The organism is Bradyrhizobium sp. McL0616 (genome assembly GCF_049993385.1).
GTDB lineage: Bacteria > Pseudomonadota > Alphaproteobacteria > Rhizobiales > Xanthobacteraceae > Bradyrhizobium.
In genome coordinates this window covers 4453541-4473083 of record NZ_CP188255.1, presented here as the reverse complement: position 1 = coordinate 4473083, position 19543 = coordinate 4453541, and the positions used below count along the sequence as shown (strand labels likewise).

At 64.0% G+C, this 19543-nt stretch carries 22 protein-coding genes; 16 read left to right on the top strand and 6 right to left on the bottom strand.

The annotated features are described in order from the left end of the window. The first annotated feature begins 3 nt into the window (after window positions 1-3). The 9 genes from ACPPVR_RS21670 (at window position 4) to ACPPVR_RS21630 (ending at window position 9492) form a co-directional block, all read left to right on the top strand. Window positions 4-1413: an amidohydrolase family protein gene (locus tag ACPPVR_RS21670; RefSeq protein ID WP_426608623.1), complete on the top strand. Its 1410-nt coding sequence runs from the start codon at window positions 4-6 to the stop codon at window positions 1411-1413. Continuing rightward, on the top strand, window positions 1406-2308 hold the full coding sequence (locus ACPPVR_RS21665; protein ID WP_426608622.1) for an NAD(P)-dependent oxidoreductase: 903 nt from the start codon (window positions 1406-1408) through the stop codon (window positions 2306-2308). Before ACPPVR_RS21670 ends, ACPPVR_RS21665 begins: the two co-directional genes overlap by 8 nt. Window positions 2309-2323: 15 nt before the next feature. Beyond that, window positions 2324-3208 carry an intradiol ring-cleavage dioxygenase gene (locus ACPPVR_RS21660; RefSeq protein ID WP_426608621.1) on the top strand — a complete coding sequence of 295 codons (885 nt, stop codon included), beginning with the start codon at window positions 2324-2326 and terminating at the stop codon, window positions 3206-3208. A 62-nt stretch (window positions 3209-3270) separates the two neighbouring features. Beyond that, window positions 3271-4662 (top strand): FAD-linked oxidase C-terminal domain-containing protein, encoded by a 1392-nt coding sequence (locus ACPPVR_RS21655; protein WP_426608620.1) that lies wholly within the window; start codon window positions 3271-3273, stop codon window positions 4660-4662. After that, entirely contained in the window at window positions 4659-6197 is a 1539-nt protein-coding gene (locus ACPPVR_RS21650) for a sugar ABC transporter ATP-binding protein (protein WP_426608619.1), read from the top strand. The genes ACPPVR_RS21655 and ACPPVR_RS21650 overlap by 4 nt, the downstream gene beginning before the upstream one ends. After that, window positions 6190-7140 (top strand): ABC transporter permease, encoded by a 951-nt coding sequence (locus ACPPVR_RS21645; RefSeq protein ID WP_426608618.1) that lies wholly within the window; start codon window positions 6190-6192, stop codon window positions 7138-7140. The genes ACPPVR_RS21650 and ACPPVR_RS21645 overlap by 8 nt, the downstream gene beginning before the upstream one ends. After that, on the top strand, window positions 7137-8111 hold the full coding sequence (locus ACPPVR_RS21640) for an ABC transporter permease (RefSeq protein WP_426608617.1): 975 nt from the start codon (window positions 7137-7139) through the stop codon (window positions 8109-8111). The genes ACPPVR_RS21645 and ACPPVR_RS21640 overlap by 4 nt, the downstream gene beginning before the upstream one ends. Window positions 8112-8158: 47 nt before the next feature. Beyond that, a complete protein-coding gene (locus ACPPVR_RS21635) occupies window positions 8159-9133 on the top strand; it encodes a sugar ABC transporter substrate-binding protein (protein WP_426608616.1) in 975 nt (324 codons plus the stop codon). Between the two features lie 71 nt (window positions 9134-9204). Beyond that, window positions 9205-9492, top strand: coding sequence for a YciI family protein (locus tag ACPPVR_RS21630; RefSeq protein ID WP_426608615.1), 288 nt, complete (start codon window positions 9205-9207; stop codon window positions 9490-9492). A gap of 191 nt (window positions 9493-9683) precedes the next feature. Here ACPPVR_RS21630 and ACPPVR_RS21625 read toward each other — a convergent pair whose 3' ends face one another. The 3 genes from ACPPVR_RS21625 to ACPPVR_RS21615 form a co-directional block, all read right to left on the bottom strand. Beyond that, on the bottom strand, window positions 9684-10079 hold the full coding sequence (locus ACPPVR_RS21625; protein WP_426608614.1) for an NUDIX hydrolase: 396 nt from the start codon (window positions 10077-10079) through the stop codon (window positions 9684-9686). 154 nt (window positions 10080-10233) lie between these two features. After that, window positions 10234-11349 (bottom strand): AI-2E family transporter, encoded by a 1116-nt coding sequence (locus tag ACPPVR_RS21620; protein ID WP_426608613.1) that lies wholly within the window; start codon window positions 11347-11349, stop codon window positions 10234-10236. A 159-nt stretch (window positions 11350-11508) separates the two neighbouring features. Then, on the bottom strand, window positions 11509-12231 hold the full coding sequence (locus ACPPVR_RS21615; RefSeq protein ID WP_426608612.1) for an outer membrane protein: 723 nt from the start codon (window positions 12229-12231) through the stop codon (window positions 11509-11511). 264 nt (window positions 12232-12495) lie between these two features. Here ACPPVR_RS21615 and ACPPVR_RS21610 point away from each other — a divergent pair, with 264 nt between their 5' ends. Next, entirely contained in the window at window positions 12496-12723 is a 228-nt protein-coding gene (locus tag ACPPVR_RS21610) for a hypothetical protein (RefSeq protein ID WP_426608611.1), read from the top strand. Between the two features lie 112 nt (window positions 12724-12835). Here the strand turns inward: ACPPVR_RS21610 and ACPPVR_RS21605 are convergent, their stop codons facing one another. Next, window positions 12836-13042: a hypothetical protein gene (locus ACPPVR_RS21605; RefSeq protein ID WP_426608610.1), complete on the bottom strand. Its 207-nt coding sequence runs from the start codon at window positions 13040-13042 to the stop codon at window positions 12836-12838. A gap of 134 nt (window positions 13043-13176) precedes the next feature. Here ACPPVR_RS21605 and ACPPVR_RS21600 point away from each other — a divergent pair, with 134 nt between their 5' ends. From ACPPVR_RS21600 to ACPPVR_RS21590, 3 genes are all read left to right on the top strand, one after another. Further along, window positions 13177-13878 (top strand): hypothetical protein, encoded by a 702-nt coding sequence (locus ACPPVR_RS21600; protein WP_426608609.1) that lies wholly within the window; start codon window positions 13177-13179, stop codon window positions 13876-13878. A 235-nt stretch (window positions 13879-14113) separates the two neighbouring features. Then, window positions 14114-16162: an acetoacetate--CoA ligase gene (locus ACPPVR_RS21595; protein WP_426608608.1), complete on the top strand. Its 2049-nt coding sequence runs from the start codon at window positions 14114-14116 to the stop codon at window positions 16160-16162. A gap of 423 nt (window positions 16163-16585) precedes the next feature. Continuing rightward, on the top strand, window positions 16586-16888 hold the full coding sequence (locus tag ACPPVR_RS21590; protein WP_426608607.1) for a hypothetical protein: 303 nt from the start codon (window positions 16586-16588) through the stop codon (window positions 16886-16888). A gap of 5 nt (window positions 16889-16893) precedes the next feature. Here ACPPVR_RS21590 and ACPPVR_RS21585 read toward each other — a convergent pair whose 3' ends face one another. Continuing rightward, window positions 16894-17127: a hypothetical protein gene (locus ACPPVR_RS21585; RefSeq protein WP_426608606.1), complete on the bottom strand. Its 234-nt coding sequence runs from the start codon at window positions 17125-17127 to the stop codon at window positions 16894-16896. Between the two features lie 323 nt (window positions 17128-17450). Further along, entirely contained in the window at window positions 17451-17738 is a 288-nt protein-coding gene (locus ACPPVR_RS21580; protein ID WP_426608605.1) for a hypothetical protein, read from the bottom strand. 188 nt (window positions 17739-17926) lie between these two features. Here ACPPVR_RS21580 and ACPPVR_RS21575 point away from each other — a divergent pair, with 188 nt between their 5' ends. The 3 genes from ACPPVR_RS21575 (at window position 17927) to ACPPVR_RS21565 (ending at window position 19531) form a co-directional block, all read left to right on the top strand. Further along, window positions 17927-18514, top strand: a complete 588-nt coding sequence (locus ACPPVR_RS21575; RefSeq protein ID WP_426608604.1) for a formyltransferase family protein — start codon at window positions 17927-17929, stop codon at window positions 18512-18514. Window positions 18515-18699: 185 nt separating this feature from the next. Next, window positions 18700-19041: a hypothetical protein gene (locus tag ACPPVR_RS21570; RefSeq protein ID WP_426608603.1), complete on the top strand. Its 342-nt coding sequence runs from the start codon at window positions 18700-18702 to the stop codon at window positions 19039-19041. After that, complete coding sequence (locus ACPPVR_RS21565) at window positions 18986-19531, top strand: hypothetical protein (protein WP_426608602.1); 546 nt, start codon at window positions 18986-18988, stop codon at window positions 19529-19531. Before ACPPVR_RS21570 ends, ACPPVR_RS21565 begins: the two co-directional genes overlap by 56 nt. Window positions 19532-19543: the final 12 nt, after the last annotated feature.

Here is a 19543-nt window from a genome sequence, read left to right as displayed (position 1 = left end):
GAGATGCTGCGCACCCTGATCCAGTCAGCAACGATCATCAGCATGGACGATCGCATCGGCGAACTCCGTGACAGCGATGTGCTGGTCGAGAACGGGCGGATCGCCGAGGTGCGTCCGAATATCGACCTCGGCAGCGGCGCCGCCGAGACCGAGACCGAGATCGTCGACGGCCGCGGCCGCATCGTCATCCCCGGGCTCATCAACGCGCATATGCACACCTGGCAGACGGCGCTGCGCGGCTATGCTGCGAACTGGACGCTGCTCGAATATTTCCGCCGCATGCATGCGGGGCTTGCGACACTGTTCGGGCCGGACGATATCTACATCGCAACCCTCGTCGGCGCGCTGAACCAGATCAATTGCGGCGCCACCACGCTGGTCGACTGGTGCCACAACAACCCGACGCCTGATCATACCGACGCCGCCGTACGCGGCCTGCTCGAGAGCGGCATCCGCGCCGCCTTCTTCCATGGCTCGCCGAAGCCTGAGCCAAAACCGGGCGAGCCGCACTTCTCGGAAGTGCCGCATCCGCGCCGCGAGGTCGAACGCCTGCTGGCAGGTCCCCTGGCCGATCGCAACGGCCTGGTCACGCTCGGGCTTGCCATCCTTGGCCCGCATTATTCGACACTTGAGGTGTCGATGCATGATTTCCGACTGGCGCGAGAGCTTGGCCTGATCGCCTCGATGCATCAGGGCGGCGGTCCGGCGAAGACACAAGGCGGCTGGGAGAAGCTGATCGAAGCCGATCTCGTCGGCCCCGACGTCAACATCGTCCATGGCAACGATTTGCCCGACGATCTGCTGCAAAAGCTGATCGATCTCGGCGTCACGTTCTCGGTGACGCCGGAGAACGAGATGATCCAGGGCCACGGCTTTCCGATCACCGGGCGGCTCTTGAAGCGCGGCGTCCGGCCCACCATCGGCATCGACCTGGAATCCGTGCTGGCCGGCGATCTCTTCTCCGCCGCACGCGTCGCGCTGTCGATGCAGCGCGCGCTCGACAATGCCGAGTCACGCAAGAGCCAGGGCACCATCCCGGCGACGACCACGATCCCTGCGCGCGAGGCGCTCCGCTGGATCACCACCGAGGGCGCACGCATGCTTGGCCGCGAGAACGAGATCGGTTCGCTGACGCCGGGGAAACTCGCCGATCTCGTGGTCATCAACGCCGATGATCTCAACCTCTTTCCGGTCCACGATCCCGTCTCCACCGTGGTGATGCAGACGAGCCTCGCCAATATCGAGGCGGTCATGATCGGCGGCGTCTGGAAGAAGCGGGATGGCAAACTGCTGGTCGATGGGCTGGCGCAGAAGAAAGAGCTGCTCGCGCAATCCGGCCAGCGGCTGGTGCAGGACATCGAACGACAAGGGCACGCAGCCAGATTGCGGCCAACGGACAACAAAAATGACTGACACATCCAAACACATCGCCTTCATCGGCATCGGCAAGATGGGCCTGCCGATGTCAGAGCTCATCGCCAAGGCCGGCTATGCCGTCACCGCCTTCGATCAGAGCGCGGCGCGGCTCAGTGAGGCGCGCGAACACGGTATCGCGGTTGCAAGCTCGCCGGCCGACGCGGTCAATGGGCGCCCGATGGTCATCACATCGCTCCCCGACGATGCCGCCTTGCGCGCCGTGATGCTCGGCCCGACCGGCCTCGTCACCGCGATGGCGCCAAAATCGGTCCTGATCGAAACCAGCACGGTCAGTGCCGAGGCCTCGGCTGAGGTCGATGCCGCCGCGCAGGCACGCGGAATCGCCTATCTGCGGGCGCCGGTGTCGGGCAATGCCAGCATCGTCCATACCGGGGCGTTAAGCTGCTTTGTATCCGGCCCCAAGGACGCTTTTGAAAGCGCAAAACTGCTGTTCGCAAGCTTCACCCGCGCGCAGACCTATCTCGGCCCAAGCGAGGAAGCCCGCTACGCAAAGCTCGCGGTCAATCTCATGATCGCGGTCTCGGCCGCGATGATGGCCGAAAGCCTGGCGCTGGCGCGCAAGGGCGGCATCGGCTGGCAGGACATCTTGAAGGTGCTGGACGACAGCGCCGTCGCCTCGCCCATGGTGAAGTACAAGACCGCGCCGCTGCGGACTCGCGACTTCGTCTCGTCCTTCTCCTGCAAGCAGATGGCCAAGGACCTCGACCTCATCCTCGGCGCCGGCCATGCCGTCGGCGTGCCGTTGCAGCTCGCAGCCCAGGTGCGCGAGACCTACGGCGCGCTGGTCGCGCAAGGCGACGGCGAGACCGACTTCATCGCAACCGTCAAGCATCTCGAACGACTGTCGGGCCTTGGCGAGCCCAAACTCTGATCCACGGAGGCACATTTGCGTAACTTCAACGAGAACACGATCGCCGACGCGGTGCTGGAGCGCATCGCCGGCGCGACCGATCCGCGCATCAAGCACGTCAGCGAAGCGCTGGTGCGTCATCTCCACGCCTTCGTGCGCGAGGTCCGTCCGACCCAGAAGGAATGGGAGTTCGGCATCGACTTCCTGACCCGGACCGGCCACATGTGCGACGACAAGCGCCAGGAGTTCATCCTACTGTCGGACACGCTCGGGGTCTCTATGCTGGTCGACGCGATCAACCATCCCGTGCCCGAAGGCGCCACCGAGACGACCGTGCTGGGGCCGTTTTTCGTCCAGGCCGCGCCCGAGAAGCAGAACGGCGACGACATCTCCGGCGCCATGGAGGGCGATGCCATGATCGTCACGGGCTCAGTCTCGACCGTAGACGGCCGGCCGCTCGCGGGCGCCGTGGTCGACGTCTGGCATTCGGACAATGACGGCTATTACGACGTGCAGCAGCTCGACGAGATCGGCGATCTCGCGATGCGCGCCCGCTTCCATACCGACGCCAACGGCCGCTTCCATTTCTGGTCGATCAAGCCTGCCGCCTATCCAATCCCGCATGACGGCCCGGTCGGCGACATGCTGGAGGCGCAGGGACGTCATCCCTGGCGCCCCGCCCATGTGCACTTCATGATCACGGCGCCGGGCTTCGAGCAGCTCGTGACGCATGTGTTCGTGGCCGGGGACAAATATCTCGACTCCGACGTGGTGTTCGGCGTCAAGGACAGCCTGATCCATGACTTCGCACGCTGCCCGGCCGGTCGTGCGCCGGATGGTCGCATGGTGGATGGCGCCTACTTCCATCTCAACTATGATTTCGGCGTGAAGCAGGTCGCAAGCAAGGCACAAGCGGCGTAAGCCGGTTACAGAACTGAACGGCCTGACAAGCGGCCGCACAAGGACGGACAACGGGAGAGACGATGGGACCGCGGGTCAGCATAGCCGCATTGGCTGAGCGCCTCACAGGCATGATCGGTCCGCGCACGAGCGTCGCGCGCGGCGTGCTCGATCAGCATGGCCAGAGCGAGTCCTATTACCGCGCCCTGCCCCCGGACATCGTCGTCTATCCGGAGACGACGCAGGAGGTGGCCGAGATCGTCAAGCTCTGCGCCGGCGCGGGCACGCCGATCGTGCCGTTCGGCGCCGGCACCTCGCTCGAGGGCAACGCGTCCGCGGTCGCGGGCGGCGTCTGCATCGATTTCGCGCGCATGAACAAGGTGCTGACCGTGCACGACAGCGACATGAATGTCGTGGTCCAGCCCGGTATCACCCGCAAGCAGCTCAATGCCGAGCTGCGCGGCACCGGGCTTTTCTTTCCGATCGATCCCGGCGCGGACGCCTCGATCGGCGGCATGACGTCCACGCGCGCATCCGGCACCATGGCGGTGCGCTACGGCACCATGAAGGACAACGTCATGGCGCTGGAGGTCGTGCTGGCGGACGGGCGCGTGATCCGCACCGCCAGGCGCGCCCGCAAATCGGCGGCCGGCTACGACTTGACCCGGCTGTTCGTCGGCGCGGAAGGCACCCTTGGCGTCATCACCGAGGTCACGCTGAAGCTGCATCCCCTGCCCCAGGCGATCTCGGCGGCAGTGTGCAGCTTCGATACCCTGCACCACGCGGTCGATACCGCGATCGGCATCATCCAGGCGGCGATTCCCGTTGCACGCGTCGAGCTGCTCGACGACGTCATGATGCGTGGCATCAATGCCTACGCAAAACTCGGCTATCGCGAGGCGCCGACGCTGTTCTTCGAATTCCACGGCTCGGAGACCGCCGTTGCCGAGCAGGCTGAGCTCGCGCAGGCGATCGCCGCCGAGCATGGCGGCCGCGGCTTCGAATGGGCCAAGGCGCCGGAAGACCGTAGCCGGCTGTGGCATGCCCGCGACAACACGCTCTATGCCGGCCTGGGCTTGCGGCCCGGCGCGCGCGCCGTCATCACCGATGTCTGCGTGCCGATCTCGCGGCTTGCGGAATGCCTGACCAACACCCGCCGCGACGCCGACGAGCACGGCTTCACCGCTCCGATCGTCGGCCATGTCGGTGACGGCAATTTCCACATGCTGATCCTGGTCGATCCGGCAAAGCCGGAGGAGATCGACGGCGCCAAGGCACTCCAGGCCCGCATGGTCGGCCGCGCCATCGCGATGGACGGCACCTGCACCGGCGAGCACGGCATCGGGCTAGGCAAAATCGGCTATCTCGCCGATGAGCTCGGCGAAGCCGTCGATGTGATGCGGTCGATCAAGACCGCGCTCGATCCAGACGGATTGATGAATCCCGGCAAGATCTTTGCGGGAGCACGGCCATGAGCACGGCATTGCAGATGGCTGCTCCCACCTCCGCCGAGGACTCCGCAACGCCGCTGCTCGAGCTGCGCGGCATCAGCAAGGAATTTCCGGGCGTCAAGGCGCTGGATGACGTCTCCTTCGCGCTCTACCCCGGCGAAGTGCACATGCTGCTCGGCGAGAATGGTGCGGGCAAGTCGAGCCTGATGAAGGTGCTGTGCGGCGCCTACCGGGCCGATGCCGGCGAGTTCTTCCACAAGGGCGAGAAGGTCACCATCACGTCCACCGCGGACGCGCAGAAGCTCGGCATCGCCGTAATCTTCCAGGAGTTCTCGCTCGTCCCATATCTCGACATTGCGCAGAACATCTTTCTCGGCCGCGAGCCGAAGGGGCGCATCCCCGGCACCATCGACCGCCGCAAGATCCTGGCCGACGCAAAACGCCTGCTGGACATGATCGGCTTCGACATCGACCCATCCGTCGTCGTCAACACACTCGGCGTTGCCCAGCAGCAGATGGTGGAGATCGCGAAAGCGATCAGCCAGAACGCGCGCATCCTGGTCATGGATGAGCCGACTGCCGCGCTGTCCGACCGCGAGACCGAGCTGCTGTTCGCACTGATCGCGCGGCTGAAGGCCGACGGCGTCTCCATCGTCTATATCTCGCACCGCATGGCCGAGGTGTTTTCGCTCGGCGACCGCATCACGGTCTTGCGCGACGGCCGCCGCATCGACGGCGTTCGCCCGGCCGACGTCACGCCCGACCAGCTCGTCCGCATGATGGTCGGCCGCACCGTCGACATGACCTATCCGCGCAATTTTGCCGACAAGCCCGGCGAGCTGCTGCTTCAGGTCAAGGGCCTGACCTCACTGAGCGGAATTTCTGACATCAACATCGAGGTGCGCCGCGGCGAGATCGTCGGCCTCTGCGGCTTGGTCGGTTCCGGCCGTAGCGAAGTTGCGCGCGCCATTTTCGGCGCCGATCCGACCACCTCTGGCGAGATCATCTTCGACGGCAAGCCGATCTCCGGCGAGCCTGATGTGGCCGCCCGCCGTGGCATCGCGCTGATCCCCGAAAGCCGCAAGAGCGAGGGGCTCGCTTTGCTACGTTCGGTCGGTGACAATCTCGTGGTGTCAGCGCTGCGCAAATTGTTTCCGAGCGGGCTGTTCGATCCCCGCAGCGGCCAGCGCACCGCCGACGGACTGATCCGGCAGCTTCGCATCGCGACCCCGAGCGCGCGCCAGACCGTCGGACTGTTGTCCGGCGGCAATCAGCAGAAGGTCGTGATCGGCAAGTGGTTAGCTGCCGGCGCCAAGCTCTTCATCTTCGACGAACCGACCCGCGGCATCGACGTTGGCGCCAAGTCCGAGATCTTCGCGCTGATCGACCGGCTGGTGGCCGAAGGCGCCGCAGCCCTGATGATCTCCTCCGAGCAGGTCGAGATCTGCCACGTCTGCGACCGCGCCTATGTGATGCGCGAGGGCCGCGTCGCCGGGCACCTCGCGCGCAACGAACTGACCGAGGAGAACATCGTGCGATTGGGGATGCATCATGCGTGAGGCCGCGGTCGTTTCACAACCCAATCCGCTGCAGCGCATTCCCGGCGTCGCCATCGTGCTGGGCGCACTGATCGTGCTGTTCGGCGCGATTGCGCCCGGCTTCCTCTCGGCCGCCAACCTCTCCAACGTGCTGGTGCAGTCGACTATCCTGACCATGCTGGCGCTGCCGATGACGCTGATCATCATGACCGAGGGCCTCGATCTCTCGATGGGCGCGGTGCTGACGCTGACCTCGCTCTGCGTCGCCATCGTCTCGCTCGCGACCCAGTCGATGCTGCTTGGGCTGTGCGCCGGCGTTGCCGTCGGCGCGGCCTTCGGCACGGTCAACGGCTGGCTGGTTGCGATCCTCGGCATTCCGCCGTTCGTGGCGACGCTCGGCACCCTCGGCATGGCCCAGGGCTTGTCGCTGATCGTCAGTGACGGCCAGAGCGTGGTCGGCATTCCCCACAGCGTCCGCGATATCTATTCGGCGACCCTCCTCGGCATTCCCGTGCCGATCGTGGTTGCGCTCGTGACCTACGCCGCGTTTCATGTCCTGCTCTATCACACCCGCTTCGGCAGCTACGTCTTCGCGCTCGGCGGAAATCGCGAGGCGCTGCGATATGCCGGCCTCTCGCCCAACAAGCTCCTGATCGCGGTCTACGCCATCGGCGGCACCATGGCCGGCATCGCCGGGCTGTTGATGACCGCTCGCATGAATTCGGGGCATCCGACCGCGGGTCTCGGGCTGGAATTCGACGCGATTGCGGCGGTTGCGGTCGGCGGCACCTCGTTCGAGCGCGGCAATGGCTGGCTGCTCGGCACTTTGCTCGGTGTCATCGCCGTCGGCGTGCTGCGCAACGGACTGAACCTGGTCTCACTGCCCTCTTCGGTGCAGGTCGCAAGCGTCGGCGTCCTCGTCATCGTGGCGCTGTTCCTCGATGGCCTGCGGAGCCGGTCATGACCGTCATCACCAAAGAGGCGCTCTCGCCGCCCCGTTCCTTCCTGTCCCAGGACGCGATCCAGCTGTTCTACCGCTTGCTCGCCGTGTTCCTGATCTGCGCCGTGCTGGCGGTGCTGAACGACTCCTTCCTCAGCCTCGGCAACATCCTCAACGTGCTGCGGCAGGCGAGCCTCACCTTCTTCATCGCCTCGGGCCTGACGCTGGTGGTGCTCACCGCCGGACTCGATCTCTCGGTCGGCGCCAACGTCGCGCTATCCGCCTGCGTCGCCGGGACCGTGATCCACACCACCGGCTCACCGACGCTCGGCATCCTGACGGGTCTCGCCTGCGGCGGCATCGTCGGGCTGCTCAACGGCGTGATGGTGACGGCGCTGCGCATCCCCTCCTTCATCGCCACCTACGGCATGCTCTGGGTCCTGAACGGCCTGACCTACTGGTACATGGCGGGCGAAACCCTTCACGGCTTCCCGGCAGGCTTCCGCCAGATCGGCAGCGGCTATCTGTTCGGCCTGCCGATCCCGGTCTATCTGCTGCTGGTGTTCCTCGGGATCGGAACGCTGTTTGCCCAGCGCACGATCTGGGGCCAGGAGATCTATGCGATCGGCGCCAATCCGGTTGCGGCCCGTCTCTCCGGCATTCCGGTCACCCGGCGACTGCTGCTGGTCTACGCCGTCTCCGGCATCATGGCGGGGCTCGCATCGATCATCTTCCTGTCGCGGCTCAACTCCGCGGAGGCCGATATCGGCGAGAGCCTGACATTACCGGCAATCGCGGCCGTGCTGATCGGCGGCACCTCGCTGTTCGGCGGCGTCGGCACCGTGTTCGGCACCTTCATCGGCGCGTTGATCCTGACGCTGGTGCTGAACGGGATGAATCTGTTGTCGGTCAGCGCCAACTGGCAGCCGCTCGTCACCGGTATCATCGTCATTCTCGCAGTCTGGCTCGACATGAAGACCCGGCGCCGAACGTAAAGAGTATTCAAGCAATCCAACAAAGCAAAATGAGGGATGGAGATCACATGAAACAGAAATTGGGCTATTTCGCACTGCCGCTGCTGATGGCCGCCGCGTTCACCACACAGGCCCGTGCCGACGGCGAGACGATCGCCGTCTTCACCAAGAACCAGACCAACCCGTTCTTCCAGACGGTGCGGGTCGGCGCTGACAACATGGCGAAGACGCTGAACGCCAAGACGCTTCAGTACATCCCGACCAAGCCGGACTCGATCCCCGAGCAGCTCAGCCAGATCGAGGACGTCGTGGTGAAGAAGCCGAGCGCGATCGTGTTCACGCCGGTCGACTACAAGGCGATGGTGCCGGGGGTCGAAAAAATCAACGACGCAAAAATCCCCGTCGTCAACATCACCGACCGCTCCGCCGGCGGAAAATTCCTCTCCTTCATCGGCGCTGACGATTACAGCCTCGGGCTCGAGACCGCTCGCTTCCTGCTCAAGACATTGGGCGGCAAGGGCAACATCGTCATCATCGAGGGCGTCAAGGGCTCGCTGACCAATGTCGACCGCGTCCGCGGCTTCAACGACGCACTGAAGGAAACGCCTGGCGCCAAGCTACTGGCCTCGCAGCCCGGCAACTATCAGCGGCTCCAGGCGCTCCAGGTGATGGAGAATCTGATGCAGTCCAATTCGCAGATCGACGGCGTGCTCGCCGCCAACGACGCCATGGCGGTCGGCGCGATCGAGGCGCTCGACGGCGCCAACCGCAAGGCCCAGGTGATCGGCATCAACGGCACCAAGGAAGCCATCGACGCGATCAAGTCCGGCAAGCTGCTGGCGAGCGGCGACTACAACGGATTTGCGCAAGGCTGCCTCGGCACCATGATGGCGATCCGAGCCCTGCGCGAACAGCCCGTCATCAACGAGATCGTGCTGAAGCCGACCGTCATCACCAAGGACAATTACCAGCCCTTCGACACACCGCTGGAGCAGCGCACCTGCCCGACCTTCGAGGAAGCCAGCAAGCTCGGCGTGAAGTAGCCGCGGCAGGTTTTGATCAAGCACCGGGATGGCTGAGGTGACAGCCGTCCCCAAATAATCACGGAGACATCATGCTGTTTGCTATCCATGCCATCGACCGCACCGGTGCATTGCCGACGCGGCTTGCCAATTACGACGCCCACAAGGCCTTCCTCGGCGACACCTCGCGCTTCGGCATCAAGATCGTGATGTCGGGGCCGCTGGTGTCCGATGACGGCGCGACGATGATCGGCAGCCTGTTCCTGATCGAGGCCCCCGGTCGCGCCGAGGTCGAGGCCTTCAATCAGGCCGATCCGTTCGCGGCGGCCGGCATCTGGGAGAAGGTCACGATCACGGGCTTCCTGCGGCGGCAGGGCTGACCGGCACCGCACTGGGCGAGGCCCGTCGTGAAAAACCCCAGTGCGCGGAGACACTGGGGCGTTTCAACAGAATCAATTGGTATGGCAATGAGGCCTTCATAGCAGCCAGCGCGGCGACGGCATGTGAACCGGTTCACACACGCAGCTGGAAGCGATCGGACTAATTGTCACACCCCGACTGACTACGGAGCTCAGCTCCGCCGTCGCGGCTTCCTCGGGAACAGGCGATCTCGGATATAGCGCGAGGTCGCGGTCAGGCGGATGCCGCGCGGCTTCTGCCAGGCGGCGCGGCTGATCTCTTTCTTGTCGCCGATCGAGAGCCTGCCCTTGGCGCTCTTGGCGATGAAGATCGCGTCGCTCATCTTGCGGCCCGAACGCTTGTTCTTGGCGGTCACTTCCTTCCAGAGGCTGATCCTGCCGAGCTTCAGCTTCGGCAATTCCTCCCTGATCTCGCGGCGCAGGCAGTCCTTGTCGGACTCGCGCGCGCGCTTGCGGCCGCCCGGGAACATCCACAGGCCATCCGATCGCCGCCTGACCAACAGAACCTTGCCGCGCCTCGCGGCAACCAGCTTCGAAGACTTCGCCATTGCTGTCGCAATTCGAGAACAGAATCGGACCATGGTAACTTGTCTATTTCATTAGACAAGTTCGATGGCCGCTCCGGTTACCGTCAGCGCCCACCGTTGTCCACATGCGTGTGAGGTGCGGCAAAGGTCACGCAGCCCCTCAGGGCCTGCCGCGCTAACGAACCTCATCGGCTGGCGGCACCGCATTCCGCTTCGCAGCCTCGGTCCGGTCCTCGGTCCGGATCCACGCCGCCGCCATCTCCCACGCCACCGACAGGATGATCGGCCCGATGAACAGTCCGACGATGCCATGGGCGAGCGTGCCGCCGATCACGCCGACAAAGATCACGATGGTCGGCGTGTTGAGACCGCGTCCCATCACGAGAGGCTTCAACATGGTGTCAAGGAAGCCGACAACGACAAGGAACACGGTGAGCAGCAGCGCCGTGGTGACGTCCTTGGCGGTCCAGATCCAGATGATCACCGGCAGCAGTACCAGGAACGCACCGATCTGCACGATCGACAGCAACAGCACGATGAAGGCGAGCAGGCCGGCGCTCGGTACGGCTGCGAGCTTGAAGCCGATGCCGGCAAGCAGCGCCTGCACGATCGCGACGCCAATCACGCCTTGCGCTACGGCGCGGATCGTTGCGCCGCCGAGTTCGAGAAAATGCTCGCTCTGCTCGGGCACGATGCGAAACAGAAAGCCGCGCCCGGCCGCGACCAGCCGGGGCCCATGCGGAAACAGGAAACCCGCCACAAACACCGAGACCAGAAACTGGAGCGTTCCGAGGCTGGCATCGCCCGCGAGCGACAACAGCGGTCCCGCCAGCGGCTGGAGATAGGGCGCGACCTCGCGCAGCACCGCGCGGATGTTGTTGTAGGCCTGGTCCCACAGTTCAAACAGCGTCGGGCCGATCAACGGCCACGACTTGATCGCCTCTGGCGCCGACTGAAGCGCGAGGTCACCGGTGCTAAGCTGGTGCGCCAGCTCCCTTCCCCCGTCCACGGCACTCACGCCGAGCCATGTCGCCGGGCCGAGGACGATGCCGAGCGTGATCAGAGTGAGGATGGCAGCTGCGGTCTTGGGCCGGCCACCGAGGATTTTGGCGACCCAGTTGAAAGCCGGATAGAACGCAACCGCAAGCACGGCGCTCCAGGTCAGGATCGGTACGAACGGCCGAATGATGAGGAATGTCCAGATGATCAGCAGCGCCAACAGGCCGAGCCGGATCACGAACTGGATGACATCTTCGCCCGTCAGGAGCTGACGCAGACTTTTCACGGGCACGGCTTTCCTTGCGGCATCGACGCGGGTTCCGGCACTTGCGCGGCCCTGCGTTATTGCCAGCAACGGACCCGGCGTCAAGACGACCGGGGCCAGGGCCGGGCCTTGGGGGCCGGCCGCGTCGGGACGGAGCAGTTACGGAAAAACCGGCCCGCGCACGGCCTAGAAGTGATAGTTCACACCCACCGTGCCGGTCTGAATGTTCAGCTTCACGTTCGCCGGCGAGGCGACCAGATTGCCCGTCGTCACCGGCTGCTCGTTGATGGCGGCAAAGCCCATGTAATTGTACTCGGCCTTCACCGACCAGTTCGGGATGAACATCCATTCGACGCCGCCACCGGCGAGCCAGCCAGTGCGATTGAAGCTGCCGTTGGCCGAACCGGCAAGCGCGCCCGCAAGGCCGTTATTGGCGTCGTATTTGTCACGGGTGAAGGCAGCGCCGCCCTTCGCGTAGAGCAGCACGCGGTCGAAAGCGACGCCGAAGCGCCCGGCAACCGTCGCGACGTAATCGTTCTTCAGCGTGAGCGTGAACCCTGCCCCGCCCCCAAACGGCCCGCCGGCGTTGACCTTGACGCCGGACCAGGCGCCGGTGCCCTCGAGGCCCACCACGAAATTGCTGATCTGATAGTTGCCGCCGATCTGGCCACCAACGATGCCGCCGCTGGCGTTGACGGAACTCCAGCCGGCCGCCGGATTGGTCGGATCCATGCCGCTCCACTTGCTCCAGGCGCCGCCGCCATGGGCGCCGATATAGAAACCGGTCCAGGTGAAGATCGGCGCAGGCACGATGGGCGCCTTCACCGGCGCGGGCTGCAGGATATCGGCAGCAAACGCCGGCGTCGTTAGCGCCAGCAACGCTGCGCTCAAAACCAGTTTCTTCCCCATGACTTCACCCCCAATGACTTGGGCCCCTCCCGACCGGGGCCATGCGGTCAAATCTAGCTGTCCGATCAAGAGAGCGCTTGGACCGACCGGCGGCGCGATTTGGACTGACGGGCGCTGCCAAGATCGGGAAAATCATGCAATAGCCGCGACCGAAGCCGGGGGTTTGGCTAACGGCAATTAACCGGATTTCGGATGGCCGGTTTACGCCGATGCAAAGCCTCGCACTTACGTTTTGTCGCAAGGTCCCAAAACATTTGCGGTGCAATGGCCAACAGCATCTGGACGATCGAAGAATTCACCTGCCCCGGTTGCAGCATGAACTACACCGCGACAAGGGAGGAGCACGCCGAGCCGCATGCCGGCAGCTTCAAATGCAGCATCTGCAGCAGCGTCGTGCACAGCTGGTCCGGCAAGCATCATTTCTTCGGCTGGCAGGCCGTGAAGACCAAGCCGATGGTGTTCGGCCGGCGCTGGGCCGGGGTCGGATGGTAGGCGGCAAGTCACTAGGCGCGCAGTTCGTCACGATCGGGCGTGCGAAAGGCGCGAGCTGACTGAGCCTGGCCCTCTGAGGGCAACGGTTGCACTTTCGCATCGTGTCGGGTGGTCAAGTCTGGCCGTGATGCTCACAGGCACGCATCGTCGGACCAGGCCTCCAGGCCACGATGTCGCGCGAGAAGCCCGCAACCACCATTGACAGGTCGGACCGCCGCAGCCCGCGAGCTTGAGGGAGATAAAGCCGGTCTGCCAGATTTCTGTTTCTAAATATTTCCATCAAGTCATTGGCAATATCGCGCAACTGATGCTGCGCCATATCGAAGGCTCCGCGCCAGCCCCCGCCGCTAGCACCGCTCGACCGGGCAAATCCAATAGCCAGAACGAACTCAGGACTGGATAAAACCTGGGGCAACGTCACCTCGAGCCCACACAAAAGCACGGGAAGCCACCATGACCTCGATTTCGGCGCACTCCTCCCACCACCACTCATCACCATTGCAACGACTACAAGATGAACTGCAAGCGGAAGTCAGTTCCGGCGCGATCAATTCGACCGATCAGTCGGCGTTGTCATCCGCACTCGGCGACATCAACTCCTCCTTGCAATCAAGCAGTGCGAACGATCCATCCAGCGACACCGGATCATCGCCCGACACGATCAAGTCAAAGATCGATGATCTTATTCAGCAGGAGGTTTCGTCCGGCAAGCTCACGGACCAGCAAGGCACCGAGCTGCAGGGCATTTTCAAGGCAGCGTTCTCCCATGGACCGAATGGAGCAGGTGGACCGCCGCCGGGACCGCCGCCATCGGGCGGGCCTTCTTCGGCCGACGGCACGGATGGTTCGTCTAGCGGCAATTCGCTGGTGAACCTGCTTCAACAATTCGTTCAGTCGCTGAAAAGCTCGCTCACAGACTCGACCTCCTCCAGCACGGCGGGATCAAGCGACACGACGAATGCAAGCACGTCTTCTTCAGTCAACGGCACGGACAGTTCGTCAAGCGCCAACTCGGCGACGGACCTGCTCGAACAATTCCTTCAGTCGCTGAAGAATTCGCTCGCCGATTCGACCTACAGCCCGAAGGGATCAAACGACACGACGAATGCGAGCGACTCTACGCTTACGGGTGTCTTGATCAACGATCGGATTTGATTTCGACGACGCATCAGACACCCGACTCAATACAGCCACCCTTCGGCACCCCGAAGGGTGGTTTTTTGTATTGCTGCGATTGCCGCAGAGGCCCGATCAAGTGCGCTGTCGCTCACGCTCCGTCATTGCATTGACGATTTCATTACCCCGCCAAGCGTTGTGTGTGACAACTGCCACTTCTGCTACCCCGCGACACCGGATAAACTCCCCTTCCCGCAACTGAAGTCGATACGCCATGACCGCAGCTTTCGTCCCCCAGATCGCCCTCTATCGCAAATGGCTTGCCGAGCAGCGCGGCCTCACCTTCGCGAACTACGAGGACATGCGGCAATGGTCGGTGCGCGATCTCGACGGGTTCTGGCGCAGCATCTGGGACTATTATGATCTGCAATCGCCGACACCGTTTGCGGCCGTGATCACCGAACGCAAGATGCCTGGCGCGGTGTGGTTTCCCGGCGCACAGATCAACTACGCCCGCCAGGTGTTCCGACATGTCGAGGCGGCCGATGCCGCCGGCCTCCCCGCGATCGTCAGCGGCGGCGAGGACGGCAAACTGACGGAAACGAGCTGGCCGGAGCTGCGGCGCAGGGCGGCTGCGCTCGCGCTCCATCTGAAAGACAAGGGCGTCAAGCCCGGCGACCGCGTCGCAGCCTATCTGCCCAACATCCCCGAGACCATCATCGCGTTTCTGGCGGCTGCCAGCATCGGCGCGGTCTGGAGTGTCTGCGCGCCCGACATGGCTGCGCCCGCCGTGATCGACCGTTTCAAGCAGATCGAGCCAAGAGTGCTGATCGCCTGCGATGCCGTCACCTATGCCGGCCGGCGGCATGACCGCAGCGACGTCGTGGCCGAGCTCCGGCGATCACTGCCGACGGTCGAGCACGTCATCCTGCACAGCGACGCTGGCGCACCCGCTGCCACCGATGCCTTGCTCGCCGATATCGTCGCCAGGACAGGTGCGGCGATCGACGCCTTCAAGCCGGCCTGGCTGCCGTTCGACCATCCGCTCTGGATCGTCTATTCCAGCGGCACCACCGGTCTGCCGAAGCCGATCGTTCACGGCCATGGCGGCATCGTCATCGTGGTGCTGGCGCTGCTGGGCCTGCACAACGACATCGGCTGTTCCTACCACCCAAACTCGTTCGGCGAGCGCTATCACTGGTACAGCTCGACGGGCTGGATCATGTGGAATTCGCAGGTCGGCGGCCTGCTCAGCGGCACCACCTGCTGTATCTTCGACGGCAGCCCCGGCGGCACAAAGGACAAGCCGGACTGGACCACGTCGTGGCGCTTCGTCGCCGGCTCGAGATCAACCTTCTTCGGCGCGGGCGCCGCATTCTTCGCGAACTGCGCCAAGGCCGAGGTGGACCTCGCAACTGCCGGCGATCTTGCGCGGCTGCGATGTCTCGGCTCGACCGGCTCGCCGCTCAGCGCCGACACGCAAGCCTGGTTCAACGACCGCTTCGCGGCGCTCTCGAAAACCAACGGCAGCAAGCCGCAGGCCGACATCTGGTGGGCGAATATCTCCGGCGGCACCGATTTCGCCGGCGCCTTCATCGGCGGCAACCGCGAATTGCCGCAGACGCCGGGCGCGATGCAGTGCCGCCTGCTCGGCGCCGCCGTCGAAGCCTTCAGCGAGCAGGGCCGCGCCGTCATCGACGAGGTCGGTGAGCTCGTCTGCACCGAGCCGATGCCGTCGATGCCGCTCTATTTCTGGAACGACAAGGGCGATGTGCGCTATCGCTCCAGCTATTTCGAGACCTACCCCGACAATTTCGACGGCAGCGGCCGCGGGCCGGTGTGGCGTCACGGCGACTGGCTCAAGGTCAATCCGGACGGCTCCTGCGTGATCTATGGCCGCAGCGATGCCACCATCAACCGGCATGGGCTGCGCATGGGCACGAGCGAGCTCTATTCCGCGATCGAAGCATTGCCGGAGGTGCTCGATTCCCTCGTCGTCGATCTCGAATATCTCGGCCGTGACAGCTACATGCCGCTGTTCGTGGTGCTGCGCGATGGCGCAGCCTTCGACGGCGCGATGCGCGCAAAGATCAACAAGGCGATCGAAGCCGGTCTCTCCCGCCGTTTCCTGCCGAACGAGATCTTTGCCGTCACCGAGATCCCGCGCACGCTGTCCGGCAAGAAGCAGGAGCTGCCGATCAAGAAGCTCTTGCTCGGCCAGCCCGTGGAGAAAGTCATCAACAAGGAGGCGATGGCCAATCCCGCCTGCCTCGACTGGTATCTCGCCTTCGCGCGCGATTATCTCGCCCGAACTGCAGCGTAGGTCAGGCGCCGCCGAAATTGGACGGGTCGAGATTCCTGTTCTCCGACGGCGGGATCGGCGGGTAGCCGGGAAACTTGTACCATCCGGGCGGCACGGGCGCGTCCTCGGCCGGTCGGGCCACGACGGGCCGCCTGGGGTGGGCGTGACGGGCCGGAGCCGCTAGGGCCGGGGCGCACGCCGACATCAAAAGGATCAAAACCAGGACAGACCGCATCGCATGGGCTCCAAATGTCCACCCAACCGGTCATGTGGTGCGGGAACCACGCGGTGCCCACGCAACCGCGGCGTCACGACCGGTCACATCGGCGGCATCGCGGCCCGCCGCGCAGCGCGGCAGATCGGCCCAATTGCGCCATCGGCATTTGCACTCCGTTCACCGATCGCGGCTAGACCGGAAGGGATCCTTCGCAGCAAGCGCCAGAGATGCCCGACCTCAATGCCGTTCTGACCAGGCTGAACGACCGCCTGCTCCGCCTCGAGGGCGAGCTGTTCGTGCTGCGCTCGCTGGCGCGCGCGACACTGACGGCCGGCGACGATCACGCCACACGGATGCGCAAGCTGGTCAAGGCCGCCAAGATCGCGCTCGAGGACGAAGCCAAGCGCGCGCTCGACAAGCCGACCCGCAAATATGTCGATGCGGCAACGGCGCTGGTGGAGGAATTGCTGGTCGAACCGACCCCAGCGCGGCCGCTGTTCACCGTCATCGACGGCGGCAAGCGCGACTGACCGCTTCAGCGGAACCGCGTCGCACCGAAATCGGCAGCATCCGCCTTCAGTCGGCTGAGTCCTGCCTCGATAATCGCGATCTCCTCGTCGATCTGTCCGATCGGCCGACTGAAATCAAAGCCGGATTTACTCTTGAGATCGATCGCGAGCCGCTGCCTGTGCATCATCAGCTCGTCGAGGCCACGGCGGTTCTTCAGTCGCACATAGGTGTCGACGATCTGCTCAATCGCACTCGGCATGAAATCTGTCCCGGCAAAAAGCCCGCGCCGGCGGGACATTTTTGGTGTCGCGGTACGCAATACTAATCCGCGACGGATTCGTCGATACGACAGCCAGGTTGAGAACGTCTTACCATCAGATGATTTCACGACGCGCGGCATGAAAAAGCCGCTGGCGAGTAGGCCAGCGGCCAAAGCCGGGTTCGAAAATGGATCCGGAATGAAATTTAGCCAGCCCCGGTGTGTGCACGTTCTAGCGGCAAACCGCGGCTTCCTCTGTTAAAAATGAAACACAGGAACCGGCATCGCCGACGATTTGTCGTTGGTGGTGCCCTGCGGCAACGCTAGTCCGTCACGCAAAAATACGTCCGCGGCAGCCTGCGATAGGCGCCGTAGCGGTAGTACGGCCTGTAGGCGTAGCCGCGATAAAGCGCCGGCGGCTCCTCGCCGTAATAGGCGCCGTAGTAGAAATTATAGACTGGCCCTTGGGCGCAACGATAAGCGTCCCAGGTCGGGCCGATGAACGGCGCCACCCCGATCTCGGACGGCACCGCCGGGTACGGCGGCCCGCCAGCATGCGCGGGGGCCGTCACGATCAATCCGGCAACGAGGATCGGCCACAGGCTTCGCATTCGCTCGCTCCGAGTTGGTGGAATTCACCTATGGAAGCACTGGATTGGGCGGCTGCGCAATCGCGAAGCTCCTCGCGCCCTGCGCACCGCGCGTTGTTGATAACCGGCGCAAACGCCGCACGGGTGGTGACAGGACGGCCGGACGTGTTATCGGGGAATGACGCATTTGCGAGACGGATCAGACACCCATGCGCATTACCCTCGTCGGCTCCCGCCATTTCGGCGTGACCACCCTGAACATGCTCCGGGAGCACGGCGTCTCGATCGTGCGGGTCGTGGTGGCTGACGCCGAGGATCGCCTAGCCGCGACCGCCAAGGCCGCCGGCATCGAGGTGGCGGTACAGGCCAATCCGAAGCTGGTGGTGGCCTCCGAGATCGCCCCCGACACCGACTTGATCATCACGGCGCACAGCCACGCCAGGATTGGCAAGGACGCGCTCGCCGCCGCCAGGCTCGGCGGGATCGGCTACCATCCCTCGCTACTGCCCCGCCATCGCGGCAAGGCCGCCGTGGAATGGACCATCAAGGAAGGCGATCCGATCGCAGGCGGCACGATCTATCATCTGGCCGACCGCATGGATGCCGGCTCCATCGCCGCCCAGGAGTGGTGCTTCGTCAAGAAGGGCGAAACCGCGCGGGAGCTTTGGGAGCGTGCGCTGGCTCCGCTCGGCCTCAAATTGCTGGCCGATGTGATCGATTATGCCAAGGTCCACAAGGCGCTGCCGTCCAAGGCCCAGGACGAGCAGTTTGCGACCTCGGCTCCGAGCCTCTCCTGAGTCTCTCCCCGCCGTTAACCCTTAACGTGAAGTCGCATTGATTCTGCTTTGAAAATTCCTGCCGGAAATGCAAATAAACCATTGTTTCTACAGGAACAATTTTCGATTTGGCATCGCAACAAATTTCCGTCACATTTCCCCTGAATAAAGCGTCATCATCTCAGACATATTCAAGGACGGAATTCATGCGTTTGAATCGCATTGCGGCGTTCTGTGCCGCCTCAGTTTTCATCACTGCCCCCGCCTTCGCCCAGACCCCCTATGACGGCAACTGGCAGGTCACCATCGTCACCAAGAGCGGCACCTGCGAGCCGAGCGCGAGCTCCTTGCTGACGGTTGCCGACGGCAAGATCACCGCTCCCGGCGCTAACGTTTCCGGCACCATCGGTCGTGAGGGACTTGTGAAAGTTTCGATCAATGGTGCATATGCCAACGGTCAACTCAGCGGCAACGCCGGATCGGGGAAGTGGAATGGAGCATCTGCAGGCATACCGTGCAGCGGGCGGTGGGAAGCATCGCGCCAATAAGCAATTCGGCGTCAGTGCCTTGAACCGGCGGCTGCTCATGGCGGTCGCCGTTTTGTTTGTGGCAGCGGTCGCCAACTCTGAAAGCAAGGCCCAATCCGGTCCGTTCGCGCCCTTGGCGGGCAGCTGGAGCGGCGGCGGAACCGTCACCCTGGACGACGGCTCGACCGAGCGGATCCGCTGCCGAGCCAAATACGCCCCGGTCGGTCCGAGCATGGAGATGTCGCTGACCTGCGCCAGCGACGCCTACAAGTTCAACCTCGGTGCCAACGTCAGGGCTGAGGGCAGCGCCGTCACCGGCAACTGGACCGAAGCCAGCCGCAACATCAGCGGCTCCTTGCAGGGCCGCGGCGCTGGCGGAAACTACGAATTGGTTGCTTCGACCGCCGGCTTCAACGCCAACATCGGCCTGAAGACCAGCGGCAACAAGCAGTCCGTCACGATCCGCGCGGACAGCCAGTTCCGCGGCGCCAACATCTCGCTTTCGAAATAAGACGACAGTACG